Raw genomic sequence first — 20,214 nt, forward strand, 5'->3', positions numbered from 1 at the left:
CCATAGATTTAGCTTGTAATCAAATCAATACAATTGCTTGTATGGTTTAAGTTTCAATTCAATAAAATAATCATTTAGACATGTCATAATTCCCTTCACAACTTTATTTTTAAACCAGTATTTAGGATTTGTTTATGGATATCATCGAATTATTGCAACCGATGACCTTAAAAAAAGGTGACTTAGAACCAATTACCATTGCGGCTGGTACTTTATTAAAAGTTAAAATGGAAAATCCTTCGTCATATTTGGTTGAGGATGAGTCTGGAATTTCCTTTTTAGTTAATTTTAAAGATGAAGATACGGTTTGGAAAAAGATTTAATTTCTCATTGAATCTATGAGATTAAGTTTTATGCCTCTCAAAATCACTCAAAGTGCATTTTTCCCAGATGATTTTGAAAGAAAAATTTGATAAAACTTAATCTCTAATAAACATATTCATCTTTAATTACCTTAGGTACACGATACTGCTGTCCATCAAATTAGAATAAATTTCTGTTGTAATGCCTGAGCTTTAAGCTTTTTACAATTTTTTTCAGTACCATACATTTCATATTTTTCAATTTTACCGTTGAGTTCTATATCAAAAAAATGATTAGTTTGTGTTTTTTGCATGATTAAGGTTGATCTACGCTCTTCAATATCAGCATTACAACGTGTATCTGTTTCTGCTCGGTATTGATTTACAATCAAACTATTCAATATCTTACGTTTATTGTTTAGATCATATAAATCTAATAATTGCATCGAAAATGGGTTTGGTTGTGAATATCCACGATAATTTAAGCGCAAACCCACTGCTCTTAAACTTGAGTTGAGTTGATAGGTAGCGGTATCGAGTTGAATACTTTCCAAAGCGATTGCATCTGAAACTAAGGGTTCTTTGACATGATAAACATCATTGGCTTTATGCTGCCGTTGATCCCAAGAAATCAGTGATAAAATATAATCTCCCACTTCAGGTTCATGGGGTTCTGATCGCCATTCAGCATAGGCGATCAACTGAGTATTTGGTTGATTGGGTAATATTTTACAGTCCACCAAATCACTTGTGGAATAGCTGATTTTGGCTTGTTTTAAAATGGCTGAAAGTTGAGATTCGTCTGTGCAATCTATAGCAACTGCCATTGTATTCATTGCAATATAAGAGAAAAATCCACACGCTAACTTTAATTTTATTTTCATGTAAATTTCTCTTATATTTTTAAGCAAGCGTTTATTTCACTTTCATTTTACGAATCATTTTATATAGAAATTGTGGTGAAATTCTTGAAACTGCGACACCTAGTTTTTCTTTACGCCCACCAATAACAATATACTCTTCACCTTTGCTTAAGGCTTGTATGGCTTGTTGTGCAAAAACATCAGCATCCAAACCATTTTCAATCGCTTCATCCTGATGTCCTTGCGGTTTACCTTCACCATTTAAAGCATTAAATGACACATTGGTTTTGACAAAACCAGGGAAGATGACTGAAACATTTACTCCATCTTTAGCAACTTCAGCACGTAAACTGTTCGCCCACATATGAATCGCAGCTTTTGCAGCCGAATAAGATGCGCGATATTGCGTTCCCAGTAAGCCTGCAATACTTGAAACATAAGCAATACGTGCAGATTTTTGCGCTAAAAAAGTCGGTAAAACAGTTTTGGTTAAAAATACTTGTGAAAAGTAATCAATTTCCATAATGGCACGTTCAGTTTGCATGGTGGTATCGGCAATCAAGGCACGCTGACTCAAACCTGCGTTATTGATCAACCAATCAATCCGCCCTTTTTCTTGTAAAACTTGCTCATAAGCATGGCGAACTTCGGATTCATTGGTGATATCCATCGCTACAGAAATATGTCGATCTGGATGTAACAAACTGACACGTACATTTTCCAGCTCATCCAAACGGCGTGCACTAAGTACCACTTGCGCACCTTGTAAAGCACACTCTTTGGCTAATGCTTTGCCTAAACCCGATGAAGCTCCAGTAATCCAAACAACCTTATTTTCTATACCTTCCATGAAATCTATTCCTCACCTATTTATTGTAAATATGCCATAAAAATAATTTCATGCAAACCATTGATCAATAGCTAAAAACTATGCACGTACCAAGAAATGGTTAAAATGTTTTGCATAATGTTGTGCTTTTTCAGCATCACTGGCTTTGTATTCATCCCCTACTTTTTCAAGTCGTTTATAGCCTGTACTGGTGATCATATTAATCACGCCATTTAAGGTTTTATCCACTACAAAATTAAACTTTAATAACGTTTTTGGATCACGAATAAACTCAGAAATTCCAAGATCAATAATTTTTACCAAATTTTTCAAGGTTGCAGGCAAAGCTTGAATATTTCCCGCTAAAACTTGTTCAATATTACGACTTGCTTCTTCCCCTAAACTTCGGTCTAGCACATAGTACATATAGATTTGTTCAGGATTTGAATGATCAAATTTTTGTAAAATATGATTTGCAACGGGTTTTAAACGGTCATTGCCAAAAAATGAAATCGACCAAGGCATATATTTTCTAAGCGCACTTTCAATTTGTTCAAATATTTGTTCAGCTTCTTTTAGACTTTTTTGTCCTGCTGTATCCAAGGTTTTGCCTCGTTTTTCTTCAATTAATCGTCCAAAAACTTGCTCTAAAACCTGACACGACATTTCGGTAAATATACTGCCCAATTGTTTAGATAAACTTTCCTTGTCACCTTGATTCAAACGTTCAGTCACATTTTTTAACGCTTGATACGTTTCGGTATTGATTGCTAAGTTAATTTTGTAAGTCATGCAAATCAGCCTTTTGTTAATATTATTGGTCAACGGTGTTGAGATATTAGCAAAGCATAATTACTTATGCATTGTCTTTTTATCCTAGTTTTTTGATTTTCACTGGCGATTAAGCCACTCTTTTTCATACTATTTTATAGCTTTTATTGTAATTTTGACTAATTTAGTAGGGTATTTAGCTGTTTTCATTTTTGTTTTTAATATTTTTTTGGACAATATTTAAATGCTAAAGATCGTATATTTTGAAAGACCAAATTTAAAAATTATTTTTAAGCTGTAAATGAGCTGAATCAGAATCAACAAAGCCAATAAATATTTTGCTACAATGGATGCAATTTTTTATCTACTTTTGATCTGTTTAGACTATGACTGATTCAGCGCAAAACATTGCTACGACTTACGATCCTACCGAGATCGAGAAAAAATGGTACAAGACTTGGGAAGAAAATGGTTATTTTCAACCTTCGGGTAAAGGCGATTCATTTTGTATCATGATTCCGCCACCAAACGTCACAGGTAGCTTGCACATGGGTCATGGTTTTAACAATGCCATCATGGATGCTTTGACGCGCTATAACCGTATGTCTGGCAAAAATACTTTATGGCAACCAGGTACAGACCATGCAGGTATTGCAACCCAGATGGTGGTTGAACGTCAATTGGCTGCCCAAGACATTAGCCGCCATGATCTGGGTCGTGAAAAATTCATCGACAAAATCTGGGAATGGAAAGAACAATCTGGCGGCACGATTACTCGTCAAATCCGTCGTTTAGGTTCTTCTGTAGACTGGTCACGTGAACGCTTCACCATGGATGAAGGTCTATCCAATGCAGTAAAAGAAGTGTTTGTAAAACTGCATGAAGATGGTTTGATCTATCGTGGTAAACGTTTGGTTAACTGGGATCCAAAATTACAAACTGCCCTGTCTGACCTTGAAGTTGAGTCAGATAAAGAAGAACAAGGTTCACTTTGGCACTTTAAATATTTCTTTGAAGATAAATCACTGCGTACCCACGATGGTAAAGATTACATCGTAGTTGCAACCACTCGTCCTGAAACATTGCTCGGTGATACTGCGGTTGCGGTTGCACCTGATGATGAGCGTTATGCACATCTTGTCGGTCAAAACATTATCCTGCCAATTACAGGTCGTGCTGTTGCGATTGTCAAAGATGAATATGTAGATAAAGAATTCGGTACAGGCTGTGTAAAAATCACGCCTGCACATGACTTCAATGACTACGAAGTAGGCAAACGTTGTGAATTGCCAATTATCAATATTTTCAACAAAAATGCTGAAATCCTAGCTGAGTTTGAATACATCGCAAAAGCGGGTGAACAAATTTCTAAAACCATTGCTGCCCCTGCGGACTACATTGGTTTAGAGCGTTTTGCTGCACGTAAAAAATTAGTAGAACAAGCGGAAAGCGAAGGCTGGTTAGATCAAATCCAACCGTACACACTTAAACCACCTCGCGGTGATCGTTCAGGCGTGATTGTAGAGCCGCTACTCACAGATCAATGGTATGTGAAAATTGCACCGCTTGCTGAACCTGCGATCAAAGCAGTAAAAGATGGCGATATCAAATTTGTTCCTGAACAATACAGCAACATGTATATGGCTTGGATGAATAACATTCAAGACTGGTGTATTTCTCGTCAATTGTGGTGGGGTCACCGTATCCCTGCTTGGTACGACGCTGAAGGCAATATTTATGTGGGTCGTAACGAAGAGGAAGTTCGTGCGAAAAACAACATTGCTGCTGAAGTTGAACTTAAACAAGATGAAGACGTTTTAGATACTTGGTTCTCGTCTGCACTATGGACATTCTCAACGTTGGGTTGGACAGGTGATGAAGCGAAAGATAAAGAAAACTATTTCTTAAATACTTTCCACCCAACTGATGTGCTTGTAACTGGTTTTGACATCATTTTCTTCTGGGTTGCCCGTATGATTATGATGACACTTCATTTCATGAAAAATGAAGATGGTACGTCACAAGTTCCATTCAAAACTGTGTATGTTCACGGTTTAGTACGTGATGGCGAAGGTCAGAAAATGTCTAAATCTAAAGGGAATGTACTTGACCCATTAGATTTGATTGACGGTGTTGATCTTGAAACATTGGTACAAAAACGTACCACAGGTTTGATGAACCCGAAACAAGCATCGAAGATTGAAAAATCAACCCGTAAAGAATTTCCAGAAGGCATTCAAGCGTATGGCACAGATGCGGTTCGCTTCACATTCTGTGCATTGGCAAATACAGGTCGTGACATTAAATTCGACATGAAACGTGTTGAAGGTTACCGTAACTTTGCCAATAAAATCTGGAACGCAACCCGTTTCGTGATGATGAATTGTGAACAACAGCCGATTGGTCAAGAAGTTCGTCAAGACCTTTGGGAATTGCCTGAACAGTGGATCATCAGCCGTTTGCAAAAAGCCGAAGCTGCGGTTCAGCAAGCATTTGCAACCTATCGTTTGGACTTGGCTGCGCAAGCAATTTATGAGTTCATTTGGAATGAATACTGTGACTGGTATGTGGAGCTGACTAAACCCGTTCTAAACGATGAAAATATTTCAACTGAACGTAAAGCGGAAGTTCGTCGTGTACTGCTTGCAGTAATGGAAGCATCTTTACGTCTTGCGCATCCATTAATGCCATTTTTAACAGAAGAAATTTGGCAAACACTTGCACCAATGATCGGTATCCAAGGTGAAACGATTATGTTGGCGCAATATCCTGTTGCGGATGAAGCGAAGATCAACGAACAAGCAGAAGCGGATATGCAATGGCTGCAAGGTTTGATTGGTGCGGTACGTAACATTCGTGGTGAAATGGGTCTAGGTAATGCACGTTTGTTGCCTGTTCTTCTGCAAAATACCACTGAAGCTGAAAAAGCGCAGATCTCACGTATTGAACCGTTGTTTAAAGCATTGGCAAAAGTTGAAAGCATTACGTTCTTGGCTGATGGCGAACAACCGCCATTGTCTTCATCTTCTGTAGTCGGTCACGTATCTGTATTCGTTCCTATGAAGGGATTAATTGACCCTAAAGCGGAATTGGGTCGTTTGCAAAAAGACCTAGACAAGGTTCAAAAGCAGCATGACCAAATTGCGACTAAGCTTGGTAATGAAGGTTTTGTGGCAAAAGCGCCTGCTGCGGTAGTTGAAGGCGAGAAAGTTAAACTTGCTGAGTTTGCTGATCAGTTAGCTAAGATTAAAGCGAATATGGAGCAGATTGCAGCGCTTTAAGGTATTGTTAGTTTGATCTAGAATCCCCTCAACTGAGGGGATTTTTTATTTCCACTTTTGGCAAATTTCTTCAAATTCAACAGATTTCCACTCTTCTTTCCATAAACTCCAATAAGGAATATCACTCGAAGATGGCTCAGGATCACAACGGTCTATTGTTACAATTGATGGAAGAACTATAGAATCACCAACTAGCAAGGCATCACCTTGATGCAAACTTGGTAAAATATCAATAATTCCACCTAAGGAGTCTGGTAAAAGCTTTCTGACATAATTTTGATCTAAAGGATTTGTAAGACGCATAGAAATAAAGTTATTACATTGAGAGAAAATTGTTTCTGAAATTTCTGACGGTCTTTGACTAGAAAGCATCAAAGTAATGCCATATTTTCTCCCCTCCTTAGCGATGCGCTCAATAGCAATTTTTGAAGCCCTATATTTTGTTAATTCACTATTAGGTACATATTTATGTGCCTCTTCATAAACCATTAAAATTGGTACATCGTTGTTTATAGTTTCTGAAGGATTTTTATCAAAACGATGGCGTTTATAAAAATATCCATAATCAAAAATCAACCTTGAAATTACAGAAACTGTAATCGTGAGAACTTCAAATGGAACATCACTTAAATCAAAAACTGTAATGTTTGAACTACACTCAGAGTCATAACCTAGTATTTGCTTTATAACATTAACAAACTCAATATCTTTTAAATCATTATTAAAGATAAAATTTAAACGATCTTGCCTTATTTTCTCGCTTAAACGATTATAAAACTTATCTAGTGTCCCATCAGCATACATACCTTTATTAATATGAGAGTTTTTGGTAGGTAAAAACTTTAGCTGTTTATCAAAAAAGTAATTAATTTTTACATCATCACTCTCAAAAAATTGACCAATTTCCTTATCAATAGTTGGATCATCAATCATACAATAATCTGGATTTTTAGAACTTTTTGTTTCATTCTTTAAATTATAAATTGCATTGACGACTTCATTTAAATCAAACTTTATAGGCGTATCATAGAAAATATTCTGTACAGTTGGATTATGTTTTACTTTATTTAAAGTAACTATTTTTCTGAAAATAGAAGACTGGTTATAATTATCTCGCTCTCCTATATCCAATAGTATTTCTTCTAACTCATCACTATTTAATAACCAAAATGGTAACTCTAAAGTATTAATATCCAAAAAATTTGCTTTAGGAAAAGCACTTTTATATTCAGAATGAATATCAAATACAATAATATGAGAATTATTTAAACTAAAATTTCCATCTTTAGAAGAAATCGCAGTCTGTAAAATCTTGGACAAGGTATGAGATTTACCAGAACCTGTTGAACCCAAAATAGCGATATGTTTATTAAAAAATTTATTCCCATCCACAGGAACTTCTATATTTTTATTAGTACTTAATGAACAAAATTTTAACCTTTTAACTTCATCAATAGCATTATATATTGCTTTAATATCATCAATAGTTGCAGGTTCCACTTTCTTTGGAGGTATAGCTATTGTATCTCCACCTCGAGTAAAACTGTCATCCTCTAAAACACCTAATGGTAAAGCCTCGATTAAATATACTTGTTCATTATCTTTATCAAAACCAATAGAAAAATTTTCAATAATTGCTATAAGCTTTGCATCGTCATTGTTAGTTACTTTAATATACGAACCAACTTTTAAATGCTCTTCCGGAAGTTTGAAACTTTCAAGATTAGTAACTTGTACCAAAATCTTATTTGGTTTCACTGATATAACTTCAGCTAAATAGATGTCATCTTTCACTAACTATCCCCTTTAAGCATTCCAAACTTTTAAAATAAATATCATAAGACTCATCTATTCTTAAGAATGGTTCCTTTACATAAAATTGATAAACATATTTATTAGGAATATGTTTATTTTTTAGAAGTTTAAAATCATCCAACTCATTAATAATTTTAAGATGAGTTCTATATGGACTTTCATGCTCAACAACTTCTCTTAAAAATAATTCAGCATCAAAACTACTACCTTTGTAATAATGACCATCTTCTATAAAAAAACCATCTTCTATTAACGCTTTTTTTAAATTCATCAAATCTCACTATTAATATTATGTAAATATACAAATGGACAAAAACGTTTAACTTGCCTAACGCCTGTGAGATTTGACCATTTATGACTAATTTTTTTTAGCAAATCCTTTAAATCAAAAAAACCTATACTTGCGGTATCAATCAAAAAAAATCTATTATATTTAGATTGAGTATCATTAAAATATTTTTTTCTAATTGATTTACAGTATTTATCTAAGGTCACTTTTTCTAAATACCAACAATCAAAAATCATTCTTTTAGAGTTTTTAAGGTCATCAATGAATTTACTTTTTGTAATTTTTCTTTCAACTTCCAATTGGTTTTTAGCCAGATTTCGTATGATATAAATGCTTTTTGCATAAAAAAAATCAGCATCATTACTACTACATATATTTAGTTCAGTTAGCTTTTTCTGGATGCATGTATGCTGTTGATCTAAAGTTAAACCATCAATATCAAGAGTCAACTTACTTAAAAATAGTTCTAAATCTTTATCATTTAAATTTAAGTCTTCATAAATTTTAGTGATTACACTCGGCCTATCTTCTTTTTCTTGTGTCTTACTTGTTAAAAGACTATCTTTCAGATAGGTAATATCAATAGGGTATTGGATTTTATCTTGTCCACTTTTGTAATGTCCAAATAATTTATATTGTATTAAGCTTTGACTTTCTTGCACTCTTTTTGAAAAGTCTCTCACCATCCAAACTATAGCTTCTTTAATTTTTGATGGTGTGAAATCGCTTTTCTCATAATACTTACACTGTATTGCAACTGTTTCACTACCTAGCTGCTCAATATCAATGTCCTCAATACCTTCTACTGTAAAAGTAGCATGCTCATGTTCATGATTAAGTATTTGCAGAATCGTATAATCAAATTGATACAAATATCCTCTAATTGTATCTATCGCCTGTCTATTTGGCTCAGACATAATCCCCCCAAGAATTAAACACATTCATTACTTATAATACATAAATATATTAATTTTCAAAAACTTATTTCAATCATATTAGTAATTAATTTAACACAATAATATTTACACTAAATTTTCTATAGAGGTAAAATTATTATGATATATAGATTTATCAAATTCTAATAATTTTGATCTATTTTCATTTTGTTCTTTTATACTCCCTCCTACAAGGAGAGGAATCTTCCTTTGTGGATTTTCTTTCCATTTAATACACAATGATGTTCCCTCTCCTTGTAGGAGAAGGTTAGGGAGAGGTGCTTTTGAGTTTCTTTCATTATTAACCAACCCTCATCCCCCGCCTTCTCCCAATGGGAGAAGGAGCTTTCATTACTAATTCGCTTTCAACCCAGAACACACATTCCATAAATCCTCCAACACCATATCCGTCCGCCCCAAAACATCATGATTCCAATACCGTACCATTGTTAAACCCAAAGCCTCTAAAAACTTAGTCCGTTCCGTATCATATTCTTTCCCACCATCCGTTGCATGCTGACCACCATCTAGCTCAATGACCAAACCAATTTCGTGACAATAAAAATCCACAATATATGGCTCAATCACATGCTGACGTCTAAACTTTAAATCCATAAATCGTCTAGCACGTAAAATCTGCCACATCAAATGTTCTGCATCTGTGGCATTGGTACGCATATTTTTAGCAAATTGTAATAATTGTGAATTTATTTTCATTTTTATTATCTTTCATATACTTTTCAAAAACAGATTAAAGATCAATATTCAACAAACAACGTAAAACTCCCTCACCCAAATAAAAAACGCCCAATGCAAAGCATCAGACGTTTCTTTAAAACACGCTAAAATCAACTTCCAAACATATTCAGGCTATTGACGCATTAATATATCCACATCACTCACCAAAGCAGGAATATTATCTGATACAGCCGTACTATGCGTTTTTCCGTCTAAAAGCTTTAAATGAACATCAGTTTTTTTCGCAAGCATATTTTCAGCTAATTTTACAGTGATTGGATAAGGCACTGTGGTATCGTCTTTGCCTTGATAAATATAAACTGGTTTTTCAAGTTTAATTTTCGCTGGAGTATTGTCTGCTAAATAATTTGCAACATCAGGATCTGATTTGAAATTTGGCTGTAAAGCTTGATATTTACTCAGATTACCGTGATTTGCTTGTAAGCTATTAGTAATGTCTTTACCAAATTCTACAGCTAACTCAGGTGAACATAAACTCTCAGCTTTCTCAGCAAGTGGCACTTTAGCATCGATAAACGCTTGATTATATTTAAAGGTTGTTGATCCTGCTTTGATTCCTGAACTGACAATCGCAGCATACGTATGTAGAGTTGCACTAACCGCAGTTGCATTTTTAAAATCTTGCGCAAGTGCTAAATTATTCGCAACCGCCATTCCCATATCTAAGGTTTCAGCGAGATATGATGCAGGTGCAATCGCCACTGTACCTTTAAAATTATAACTAGGTAAGACTTTACTGTATTCCGCCGCAGCTAAAGCCGCATGTCCACCTTGCGACCAACCAATCACACTCCAATTTTTAGATAAATTACCATAATGTTTATTTGCTGCATCTAAAGCAAATAAAATTGATTTTGCACCACTTTGTAGATTGAGATAAGGATGAGCAACTTTTTTATTGCCTAAGCCCTCATAGTCTGGCGCAACAACTGCATAACCTTTTTGCAGCAAAGCTATAATTAAGTTTTTCTCTAGTCCAACCAAAGGATTCGCAGATGGCGCACATTGATCAGCTGCCCCTGTTGTACCATGTGCCCACACCACCACAGGCCAACCACCTACAGGCGCAGTTCCTTTCGGTGTAAATACCAAAGTGGTTGCATCAATATCTTTATTTAAAACACTTGGCATTGTATAAGTAAAAATGTCGTGCTTATTCACGACATTTGCAACATCATTGTCGACTTGGAATGTTTTGGTTTTTGAGTCTGAAATGAAATTAAAATCATCATCGTCGTCATCACATCCTGCAAACAATAGAACCGAGCTACAACTTAAAGCGATTAGAGATTTTTTAAGTAACTGTTGCATATGCAAATCCTCATTTTATTGTTGTTAAGCTCTTCATGAGCATTGGTCTAATAAAGCATAAAAAAAAGCATCTTACTAGGATGCTTTCATAAAAATGCAGTAATTTTATGCTTTTTAATTTTTAAAATACAATGCCGCAAAAATACCTACAAAAATGATCAATCCAACCCAACGGTTATGGCGAAATGCCCAAAAACAACGCTGTGGATCACGATCATGGGTTTTAGTCCATTGGTAAATAAAATCAGCAACCACTACCAACAATGCAATCAAGCCATAAGGAAATAATAAATTCTCTAAATACAAACTTGTACCAATCAAAATCACAGCCGTTGCTTGTAACAAAGAAATGATTTGAATGTCGTATTTTCCAAATAAAATCGCAGTCGATTTCACCCCGATTTTTAAATCATATTCACGGTCTGTAATGGCATACTGTGTGTCATACGCCACTGTCCATGCCAAATTACCAAAATATAATAACCAACAACTTAAATCAGGACTTGCCCCAACAGCCGTATATGCCATAGGAATAGACCAAGAAAATGCAGCACCAAGAAAGACTTGAGGTAAATGAGTGTAGCGTTTCATAAACGGATATATAAACGCTAAGAACAACGCACCAAATGACCAAAAAAAGGTTTCTATCGGCAAGAAAAATAATAAAAAGGCACTCGCTGCAACCAAGATTAAAAAAACCAAAATCGCTTCTTTGGCAGAAATAACCCCTGTTGCCAGTGGTCGGCTCTTGGTTCTTTCTACATGTGCATCCACTTTGCGGTCAGCAAAATCATTAATTGCACAACCTGCTGCACGCATGAAAATCACACCGAGTATCATGACAACTAAGACTTTAAGATCAGGCGTACCTTTTGCCGCAATCCATAACGCCCACATGGTTGGCCAAAATACCAACTCTGTACCAATAGGTTTATCAAAACGACACAGATAATAATATGCTTCTAAGCGGTCACGCCATGTGGTTTGTTGCAGAGTTGCCATGAAAATCCAACACCTTATTTCAACGACTTACTTTCAAGGAATTGCTCAAAAGCAGGTAAAAAAGTTTCTTGTACGATAAATTTGCAGCCATGCCAAGTATAACAACTTTGACGTGTCCAACCATCTTCTAAAAGCAAAACACGACGTTCGCAAGCAGGATTGGTACGTTGAAACAGAAACTTTCCAATGGGTTTACGCCCAATATGCTGAAAAAGTCGGGCACGTTTTTGTAGACTTAAGATCGGGAAAATACTTTTCGCTTTAACCCAAGCATCTCGCTCACAACCATATAAAAAACTTTCACGCACCCATGCCGTATGTTGATTTGGCATATTCATCCACTGACTATCCAGCAAGTTTAAGCGTTGAAAATGTTCTTGTGTCGGCTCTACCTTGAACACACCTCCTGCGGCATCGGTCAATTGTTGAGTCAATGAACCTTCAGCATAAAGCCATGTTTTTAAATGCGCAGGGATATTGAAAACCTGTTTGGGGCAGGAAGCAATCAATGTCATTTCCTTGAAATGTTAAATAAATAAAAGCATCATTTAGAATAATCAAAAATAATGTCAGTTTTTATAAAGTATATCGAGATTGTGACAAGCTGTGTTGTGATTGCTAAAGGTATATTCAAAATTTAAGCAATTAAAAGCAGTGTTATTTTAAATATTCACTCTGAAGAAGTTGAAATAAAAGCCCCAAAATTAATTCAGGGCTTTTCATATTTTACAATCAGCTTTTAAGCAGTTTTTCAAATCAACTTTGGAAATAACGTAAGTCCAGACGACCTTCGTAGACATTTGCTGTTGGACCAGTCATCCAAACCACATCCCCTTCTTTCCATTCGATTTGTAGCTTACCGCCTGCAAGTTCGATTTCAACATTGTTCGACAATAAGCCACGACGCATACCTGACACAGCCGCAGCACAAGCACCTGTACCACATGCCATAGTTTCACCTACGCCTCGTTCAAACACACGCAAACGTGCACGTTTTTCATCAATGATTTGCATAAAACCCGCATTAACACGTTGAGGAAAGCGTATATGTGACTCGACTTGAGGACCAATATTGGCTACATCTGCGGTTAAAACATCAGAAACGATAGTCACTGCATGCGGATTACCCATATTCACCACATCAATGGTCAACTTTTGTTCACCTGCCAAATCAATGTCATACAAAGCATCGGCTTCGTCGGCAATAAATGGAATCTCAGCAGGTAAAAATTTTGGGTAGCCCATATTGACACGCACCCAACCATTTGCACCAATTTCAGGCTCAACAATGCCTGCACAGGTTTGTACTTTAAATTTGGTTTTATTGGTCAGTTGACGCTCATGTACAAAACGTGCAAAACAACGTACACCATTACCACACTGCTCAACCTCAGAACCATCTGCATTAAAAATACGGTATTTAAAATCTACATTTGGAAAGTCAGGTGGTTCAACAATTAGAAGTTGATCAAAACCCACCCCAAAATGACGGTCTGCCAAACGGCGGATGGTTGCTGTATCAAAAAAAGCACGTTGGCTAATCAGATCCACCACCATGAAATCATTGCCAAGACCATGCATTTTGGTAAATTCTAATAACATTTACACTGACTCCTTAAGGCAATAATTGTTCATTTTCCCACAATGATTCGATCGTTTCACGTTTGCGAATCAAGTGTGCTTGATCAGCGTCGACCATGACTTCAGCAGCACGACCACGAGTATTGTAGTTTGAACTCATCACAAAACCGTAAGCACCTGCGCCCAACACTGCCAAAATATCATTTTCTTGTAAGGCTAAATCACGCTCTTTTCCTAAGAAATCGCCTGTTTCACAAATCGCACCCACGATGTCCCAAGTTTTCGTTTCGACATCATTACGTGGTGTCACCGCTTGAATGTCCATCCATGCTTGATATAACGATGGACGAATCAAGTCATTCATTGCCGCATCAATAATCGCAAAATTACGGTGATTAGTCGGCTTGAGTAAATCTACTTTGGTCAATAACACACCTGCATTGGCAGAAATACTACGACCAGGTTCCATATAAACTTTTAAGCCTAATTTTTCTAAAGCAGGACGCATTGCATTGGCATATTCAGTGACTGTAGGCGGTGTTTCATCTTTATACGTCACCCCTAGACCACCACCAATGTCGATGTGTTTTAAATCAATGCCCAATTGTTTTAACTGCTCAATCATCACAATCACACGATCAAGCGCATCTACAAAAGGCTGTGTTTCAGTCAACTGCGAACCGATATGACAATCAATTCCCACCACATCCAAATTTGGCAAAGATGCAGCATATTGATAAGTTTCAAAAACTGAATCAGATGGAATCCCAAATTTGTTTTCTTTTAAACCTGTTGAAATATAAGGATGGGTTTTTGCATCTACATCTGGATTTACACGTAGCGAAATCGGTGCTTTTTTACCTAAATGTGCAGCAACTTTTTGGATACGATCAAGTTCAGCATAGGACTCAACATTAAAACAAGCAATGTCCACTTCTAAGGCTTTTTGAATATCAGCTTCTTGTTTACCTAAACCTGAAAATACGATTTTCGATGGGTCACCATCTGCAGCTAATACACGTGCCAGCTCACCACCAGTCACAATATCAAAGCCTGAACCTAATTTTGCCAATACATTCAAAACCGCAAGATTTGAGTTTGACTTCACCGCAAAACAAATTTGATGATCAATAAAGTCAAATGCTTTATCCATCTCCAAATAATGTTTTTCAAAGGTTGCTTTAGAATAAACATAAAGCGGTGTGCCAAATTGCTGTGCAAGCTGATCTAAAGAACATTGCTCTGCATGCAATACCCCATTAATGCGAGAAAAACTCATGAATGTATCCTTTCAATGAAAGCTAAAAATTTAGTTGGTTGTCGCTTGTGATGCAGTTGGAGCATCAAGAGTTTCCACAACTTTTTGTTCAGAAGTCGTAGTTTTATTGTCTGTATTTGGATAAAGCAAATATTTTGCTCGATTATCATAATTTGGATCATTCGGTAATTGTAAATCACCTGACTGACCACAACCGACCAAAACAATAGCCATTGCCATAACACTGATGTAACAAATGACACGACGCATCTGAAGACCTATCTTTTCAATTTTTAAGCAGTATACCTTGATCATACGATTGACCAAAGTATTAAACCGTAAAGCTTAATTTGATAATAAAAAAAACGCCAGTGAATCACTGACGTTTTCTTATGAGAATCTTTGAAATAGTAAATTACTGTTTTTTCTTATAGAAACAGAAATAACCAATTGCCAAAATAATCAACCAAATTGGGCTGACTTTTAAAGCTTCCAAAGTAGTTTCATCTAAAGCAAGGAAATACACTGTAGCAAGGAAAAATAAAATCACCACCCAACACGTCACGACTCCACCTGGCAGCTTAAAAGTCGATTGTGCATGTAATTCAGGTCTATTTTTACGGTAGTTAATATAACTCCACATAATAATGATCCAAACACAGATAAATAAAATGGTAGATAAAGTCGTTGCCAAAGTAAATGCCGTAACCTCATCATTGGTACCTGTTTGCACTTTATAAACAAACTGTACAAATGCACCAATAAAGATACAGATAGAGGAGAAAATCAACGCTTTTGCAGGTACAGAAGCTTTAGACAATTTTCCAAATAACTTCGGTGCTTGGCGATCTACCGACAAACCAAACAACATACGGCTGGTTGAGAACACACCACTATTCATAGATGACATTACTGAAGATAAAACCACCAAATTCATGATAATCGCAGCGGAAGCAATACCAGCTTGTGAGAAAATATTCACAAATGGGCTTACTTTAGGATTGATTTGATCCCACGGCGTCACACACATCACCACAAACAATGCCAAGACATAGAAAATAATGATACGAATTGGAATCGAATTAATCGCTTTAGGTAAATTACGTTTCGGGTCTTGGGTTTCAGCCGCAGTTGTCCCGACTAACTCCACCCCAACAAAAGCGAAAATTGCAATTTGGAAGCCTGCTAAGAAGCCATCCAAACCTTTTGGAAACATCCCATCATGTGTCCACAAGTTTGAAACACTTGCCACTGTGCCTGATTCACTGACAAATCCAGTAAAGATCATCCATAAACCCACTGCAATAAGCACAATAATTGCCGTGATTTTAACCATTGCAAACCAGAACTCCATTTCACCGAACAGTTTTACAGTGACCAAGTTCAGACCCAATACAAACAGTACAGCAACCGTACTGATCAGCAGCCCTTCTAAAGGACTAAATGACATTCCACCATTAAAAAACTCTAAGTAGTAAATAATGGCAGATAAATCAGCAATACCAATCGTGACCCAACACAGCCAATATGTCCAACCAACAAAATACCCCGCCCAAGGCCCGATCAGATCAGTGGATAAGTCGATAAAAGATTTGTACTGTAAGTTTGACAGTAGTAATTCACCAAGCGCTCGCATGACAAAAAACACCATCAAACCAATGATCATATAAATAAATAAGATCGAAGGTCCTGCAAGGCTAATTGTCTTTCCAGACCCCATAAATAACCCTGTCCCAATCGCACCACCAATCGCAATCAATTGTAAATGGCGATTGGATAAGCTCCGTGCCAGCTCCCCATTTTCATGTGAGGATGAATAATTTCCGTTTGACATTTTTTAGATTCATCTTTCGTGTTAATTCGCACAAATTAGCTTAATTCTGCCAAAAAATAAAAATAAATTATGAAACTCACTGCTTTATTGTGATTGAAATGATTAAAACCATACTCACCCACTACTCTTATTTTTTAAAATATATCAAAGTAAAATAATTAATCACAATAAAAATCAACAACTAAATTCAAACCAACTTATTTAAATTTAAAAATATAAAATGACTGATCCGTTTATTAAATCTATGTTAAAAAAGAAATCATTGGAAAAAACAATATGTCGCTGTATAGCATTTCATCAACATCGCAGCATATTGGACGATCATAGATTTCGCTTCAATTCAAATGATCACGCATAAATTTAACCTGTTATTTACACTGATCTTACATAAAAGTCCTTTTTATATGCTTTGCACGACTCAAATAGTCGCTCTTTTTGTCTGTACGCTGCTGCTGCCAAGAAAATTATTGTATAGTCAAAATAATGTTTAGGTATTTATGAAATTACTATGGCTAAAGTGAAAACTGTTTATCGTTGTCAGCAATGTGGTACTGATCATCCCAAATGGGCAGGTCAATGTTCTGATTGTGGCGAGTGGAACAGTCTTACTGAAGTTCGTATTGAGCCTGTGGTGAGCCATCGTGCTAAACCAATGGGCGGAGGCTATGCAGGACAAGCTGCTAATGTCACCACTTTAAATAAAGTTGCAGTGTCAACCGAAACACGCCTTGCGACAGGTATTGGAGAATTTGACCGTGTACTCGGTGGTGGTTTGGTTACAGGTTCAGTGGTTTTAATTGGCGGTGATCCCGGCATTGGTAAATCAACCATTTTGCTGCAAACTGCTACACATATGGCAGCAGCCAACAGCTCTGCCCTGTATGTCACAGGTGAAGAATCACTTTCTCAAGTTGCTTTACGTGCCAATCGTTTAGACTTACCTACCGATAAACTTCAAGTCATGGCTGAAACTTGCGTAGAACGTATTTGTGAAACATTGGCTCAACTGCGCCCCTCCGTTGCCATTTTAGACTCCATCCAAACCTTATATACTGAAACCTTACAATCAGCACCCGGTGGTGTTTCACAAATCCGTGAGTCTGCGGCACTCTTGACCCGTTTTGCCAAAAATAGTGGCACTGCGTTATTTATTGTGGGTCATGTTACCAAAGAAGGTTCTCTTGCAGGTCCTCGTGTTTTAGAACACATGGTAGATTGTGTTTTGTATTTTGAAGGTCAATCTGACTCACGCTATCGTATGATTCGTGCAGTTAAAAACCGTTTTGGTGCGGTGAATGAGCTTGGTGTCTTTGGCATGACCGACAAAGGACTCAAAGAGGTTGCCAACCCATCTGCGATATTTTTAAGCCGATATGATGAAGCCATTCCGGGCTCAGTAGTGATGATCAGCCGTGAAGGCACACGTCCACTTTTGGTCGAAGTCCAAGCCTTAGTCGATGATGCGCATGGGCAACCTCGTCGGGTTGCTTTAGGCTTAGAACAAAACCGCTTAAATATGTTATTGGCTGTCATGCATCGACATGGTGGTGTGCAAACCTCAGGACAAGATGTGTATGTGAATGTGGTCGGTGGTCTAAAAATTACAGAAACAGGTTCAGATTTGGCCGTGCTATTGGCCTGTGCTTCCAGCTTACGTTCCAAAGCACTGCCACAACAACTTGCCGTCTTTGGTGAGGTGGGATTATCAGGAGAAATCCGCCCTGTTCCCAATGGTCAAGAACGTTTAAAAGAAGCCATTAAGCATGGTTTTAAATACATCATTGTGCCACGTGGCAATACACCACAAAAACCCATTGCAGGCGTACAAATCATCGCAGTGGCACGCTTACATGAAGCATTAACCGAAGCGATTCAGCTCAGTGATGAGCATGTTTAAAAAAATCGTAGCTTTTATGTGAATGATTGTACAAAAAACTGGCAAGCATTCTTGAAATTTCACCTAAAAAACGGCATATATAAAATCTCAATTCACATATTATTTCTTGTAGGAAAATTCAATGGAAGTTCGACAGCGTGGTTTAATGGCAGGTGTATTGATGGCTGCCTTGGTTGCTGCACCCTTAGCAGAAGCTAAACGTGCAGGTGGCGGTAAAAGTCATGGTATGAGCCGTTCTACAACTTCGAGTCAGTCTTACTCACAACCTCGACAAACTACGCCTGTACAACAACCAATGCCTGCGCAAAACAGCCAACAAAAGTCAGGTTCTGGTGTAGGTAAAATGGTTGCTGCTGGTGTTGCAGGTGCAGCAGTCGGTGCTATTGCAGCCAATGCAATGGCGGATGACAATAACCAAGCACAAACCAATGATGCTGAATTAGCAAAACAACAAGCTGCTGCTGAGCAAGAAGAAAAAGGTGGCATGCCTAGTTGGATCTGGCTCATTCTAATTGTAGGTGCTGCATTCTTCTTGTTCCGTAAATTCGGTGCAAAAAAAAAATTAGCAGCATCTAATCCTTATGCACCAAACAATACAGGACCAAGCACAGCACCATTTGGTCGTTCATCTGCATCACAGACTGGCGATAACACCAATATTTTTGGTCAATCTGTAACGGGTTCTGCCGCGTCACAAGCGCCATTTGGTGCAGCATCAATGCAAAGTGGTCAGCAATTACCAGATGGTAGTGAACCTGCTGCATTCTTGCGTGTAGCACGCCAACGTTTTAATCATATTCAGTCAATGAACACTGCAAGTAACATTAGTGAGATTCAACGTTATTTAACGCCTGATCTTTATCAGTCTATGTATAGCGATATCATGGCAAACCAAGATCAAGACGTTGCTGAGTTTTCTAATTTAAATGCGATGGTGACTGATTCAGCGACAGAAAATGGTCAATATGTCGTCAGCGTTCGTTTTACAGGAACCGTTAGCGAAGATTTGAACAGTCAAGCTGTTCCATTTACAGAAATCTGGCACTTTGTAAAACCTGTGGGTTCTACACAAGATTGGCTGGTTGCTGGGATTCAACAAGCTTGATAAGCGTCATGTCCTTGCATGAATAAAGCATATCTTGATTTTAAAAACCGAGTAATATAATTTGCTCGGTTTTTTATTTATTGATTTTAGTATATATCGATCTAAACTGAAATAAAAATAAGTCGATTAAAACTATTCTTGAAAATTAACATAATATAAATGGTTTATTTTTGACGGAGTCTTACATCTAAAATTTATCTTTAGGGACTAGCCACTGCGTCTTGCGCTTCGTCAAAATATACTTTGACTTGCTCAGGCTCGACCTACTTTTGTTTCGGCAAAATGAGCAGTGAAACTGCGCAAGAAAACCACCTTGCGGAGCGTTGCTCCTCACCACAGAACTCGACAAATACCATAAATTGATTGATGTATTGCAAAAACA

General features: G+C 36.9%; 19 protein-coding genes. 4 read left to right on the forward strand and 15 right to left on the reverse strand.

Features of this window, described 5'->3' with window-relative positions; translation table 11 throughout:
- Window positions 1-134: 134 nt before the first annotated feature.
- Window positions 135-323: a hypothetical protein gene (locus HUS24_RS07050; RefSeq protein ID WP_171531379.1), complete on the forward strand. Its 189-nt coding sequence runs from the start codon at window positions 135-137 to the stop codon at window positions 321-323.
- 155 nt (window positions 324-478) lie between these two features.
- On the opposite strand, the gene HUS24_RS07055 is transcribed toward HUS24_RS07050, so the two are convergent.
- The 3 genes from HUS24_RS07055 to HUS24_RS07065 form a co-directional block, all read right to left on the reverse strand.
- The gene (locus HUS24_RS07055; protein ID WP_173911340.1) at window positions 479-1,186 is read right to left on the reverse strand and encodes a hypothetical protein; all 708 of its coding nucleotides are present in this window, start codon (window positions 1,184-1,186) and stop codon (window positions 479-481) included.
- Window positions 1,187-1,217: 31 nt separating this feature from the next.
- Window positions 1,218-2,024: an SDR family NAD(P)-dependent oxidoreductase gene (locus tag HUS24_RS07060; protein ID WP_173911421.1), complete on the reverse strand. Its 807-nt coding sequence runs from the start codon at window positions 2,022-2,024 to the stop codon at window positions 1,218-1,220.
- Between the two features lie 69 nt (window positions 2,025-2,093).
- Complete coding sequence (locus tag HUS24_RS07065; protein ID WP_173911341.1) at window positions 2,094-2,786, reverse strand: hypothetical protein; 693 nt, start codon at window positions 2,784-2,786, stop codon at window positions 2,094-2,096.
- 365 nt (window positions 2,787-3,151) lie between these two features.
- Here HUS24_RS07065 and HUS24_RS07070 point away from each other — a divergent pair, with 365 nt between their 5' ends.
- Window positions 3,152-6,046 carry a valine--tRNA ligase gene (locus tag HUS24_RS07070; RefSeq protein ID WP_173911342.1) on the forward strand — a complete coding sequence of 965 codons (2,895 nt, stop codon included), beginning with the start codon at window positions 3,152-3,154 and terminating at the stop codon, window positions 6,044-6,046.
- 45 nt (window positions 6,047-6,091) lie between these two features.
- Here the strand turns inward: HUS24_RS07070 and herA are convergent, their stop codons facing one another.
- The 12 genes from herA to HUS24_RS07125 form a co-directional block, all read right to left on the reverse strand.
- The gene (herA, locus tag HUS24_RS07075; protein ID WP_217424343.1) at window positions 6,092-7,840 is read right to left on the reverse strand and encodes an anti-phage-associated helicase HerA; all 1,749 of its coding nucleotides are present in this window, start codon (window positions 7,838-7,840) and stop codon (window positions 6,092-6,094) included.
- Window positions 7,830-8,132 carry a hypothetical protein gene (locus HUS24_RS17025; protein ID WP_254433813.1) on the reverse strand — a complete coding sequence of 101 codons (303 nt, stop codon included), beginning with the start codon at window positions 8,130-8,132 and terminating at the stop codon, window positions 7,830-7,832. The genes herA and HUS24_RS17025 overlap by 11 nt, the downstream gene beginning before the upstream one ends.
- On the reverse strand, window positions 8,132-9,067 hold the full coding sequence (locus HUS24_RS07080) for a DUF4297 family anti-phage-associated protein (RefSeq protein WP_254433814.1): 936 nt from the start codon (window positions 9,065-9,067) through the stop codon (window positions 8,132-8,134). Before HUS24_RS07080 ends, HUS24_RS17025 begins: the two co-directional genes overlap by 1 nt.
- A gap of 105 nt (window positions 9,068-9,172) precedes the next feature.
- Window positions 9,173-9,394, reverse strand: a complete 222-nt coding sequence (locus HUS24_RS07085) for a hypothetical protein (RefSeq protein WP_173911343.1) — start codon at window positions 9,392-9,394, stop codon at window positions 9,173-9,175.
- 45 nt (window positions 9,395-9,439) lie between these two features.
- On the reverse strand, window positions 9,440-9,802 hold the full coding sequence (locus HUS24_RS07090; RefSeq protein WP_173911344.1) for an endonuclease domain-containing protein: 363 nt from the start codon (window positions 9,800-9,802) through the stop codon (window positions 9,440-9,442).
- A gap of 153 nt (window positions 9,803-9,955) precedes the next feature.
- On the reverse strand, window positions 9,956-11,155 hold the full coding sequence (locus HUS24_RS07095) for a S9 family peptidase (protein ID WP_173911345.1): 1,200 nt from the start codon (window positions 11,153-11,155) through the stop codon (window positions 9,956-9,958).
- Window positions 11,156-11,269: 114 nt separating this feature from the next.
- Window positions 11,270-12,157: a 4-hydroxybenzoate octaprenyltransferase gene (ubiA, locus tag HUS24_RS07100; RefSeq protein WP_173911346.1), complete on the reverse strand. Its 888-nt coding sequence runs from the start codon at window positions 12,155-12,157 to the stop codon at window positions 11,270-11,272.
- 14 nt (window positions 12,158-12,171) lie between these two features.
- The gene (locus tag HUS24_RS07105) at window positions 12,172-12,666 is read right to left on the reverse strand and encodes a chorismate lyase (protein ID WP_254433815.1); all 495 of its coding nucleotides are present in this window, start codon (window positions 12,664-12,666) and stop codon (window positions 12,172-12,174) included.
- A gap of 247 nt (window positions 12,667-12,913) precedes the next feature.
- Window positions 12,914-13,759, reverse strand: a complete 846-nt coding sequence (gene dapF / locus HUS24_RS07110; RefSeq protein WP_173911348.1) for a diaminopimelate epimerase — start codon at window positions 13,757-13,759, stop codon at window positions 12,914-12,916.
- A gap of 13 nt (window positions 13,760-13,772) precedes the next feature.
- Window positions 13,773-15,017, reverse strand: a complete 1,245-nt coding sequence (lysA, locus tag HUS24_RS07115; protein ID WP_173911349.1) for a diaminopimelate decarboxylase — start codon at window positions 15,015-15,017, stop codon at window positions 13,773-13,775.
- A gap of 30 nt (window positions 15,018-15,047) precedes the next feature.
- Entirely contained in the window at window positions 15,048-15,266 is a 219-nt protein-coding gene (locus tag HUS24_RS07120) for a lipoprotein (RefSeq protein WP_173911350.1), read from the reverse strand.
- 145 nt (window positions 15,267-15,411) lie between these two features.
- Window positions 15,412-16,830, reverse strand: a complete 1,419-nt coding sequence (locus tag HUS24_RS07125; protein ID WP_173911351.1) for an amino acid permease — start codon at window positions 16,828-16,830, stop codon at window positions 15,412-15,414.
- A 508-nt stretch (window positions 16,831-17,338) separates the two neighbouring features.
- Between HUS24_RS07125 and radA the strand changes: the two genes are divergently transcribed.
- Both radA and HUS24_RS07135 read left to right on the forward strand, forming a co-directional pair.
- Window positions 17,339-18,727: a DNA repair protein RadA gene (radA, locus tag HUS24_RS07130; protein WP_173911352.1), complete on the forward strand. Its 1,389-nt coding sequence runs from the start codon at window positions 17,339-17,341 to the stop codon at window positions 18,725-18,727.
- Window positions 18,728-18,848: 121 nt separating this feature from the next.
- Window positions 18,849-19,832 (forward strand): Tim44 domain-containing protein, encoded by a 984-nt coding sequence (locus HUS24_RS07135; protein ID WP_173911353.1) that lies wholly within the window; start codon window positions 18,849-18,851, stop codon window positions 19,830-19,832.
- Window positions 19,833-20,214: the final 382 nt, after the last annotated feature.

The organism is Acinetobacter sp. Marseille-Q1618 (assembly GCF_902809855.1).
GTDB lineage: Bacteria > Pseudomonadota > Gammaproteobacteria > Pseudomonadales > Moraxellaceae > Acinetobacter.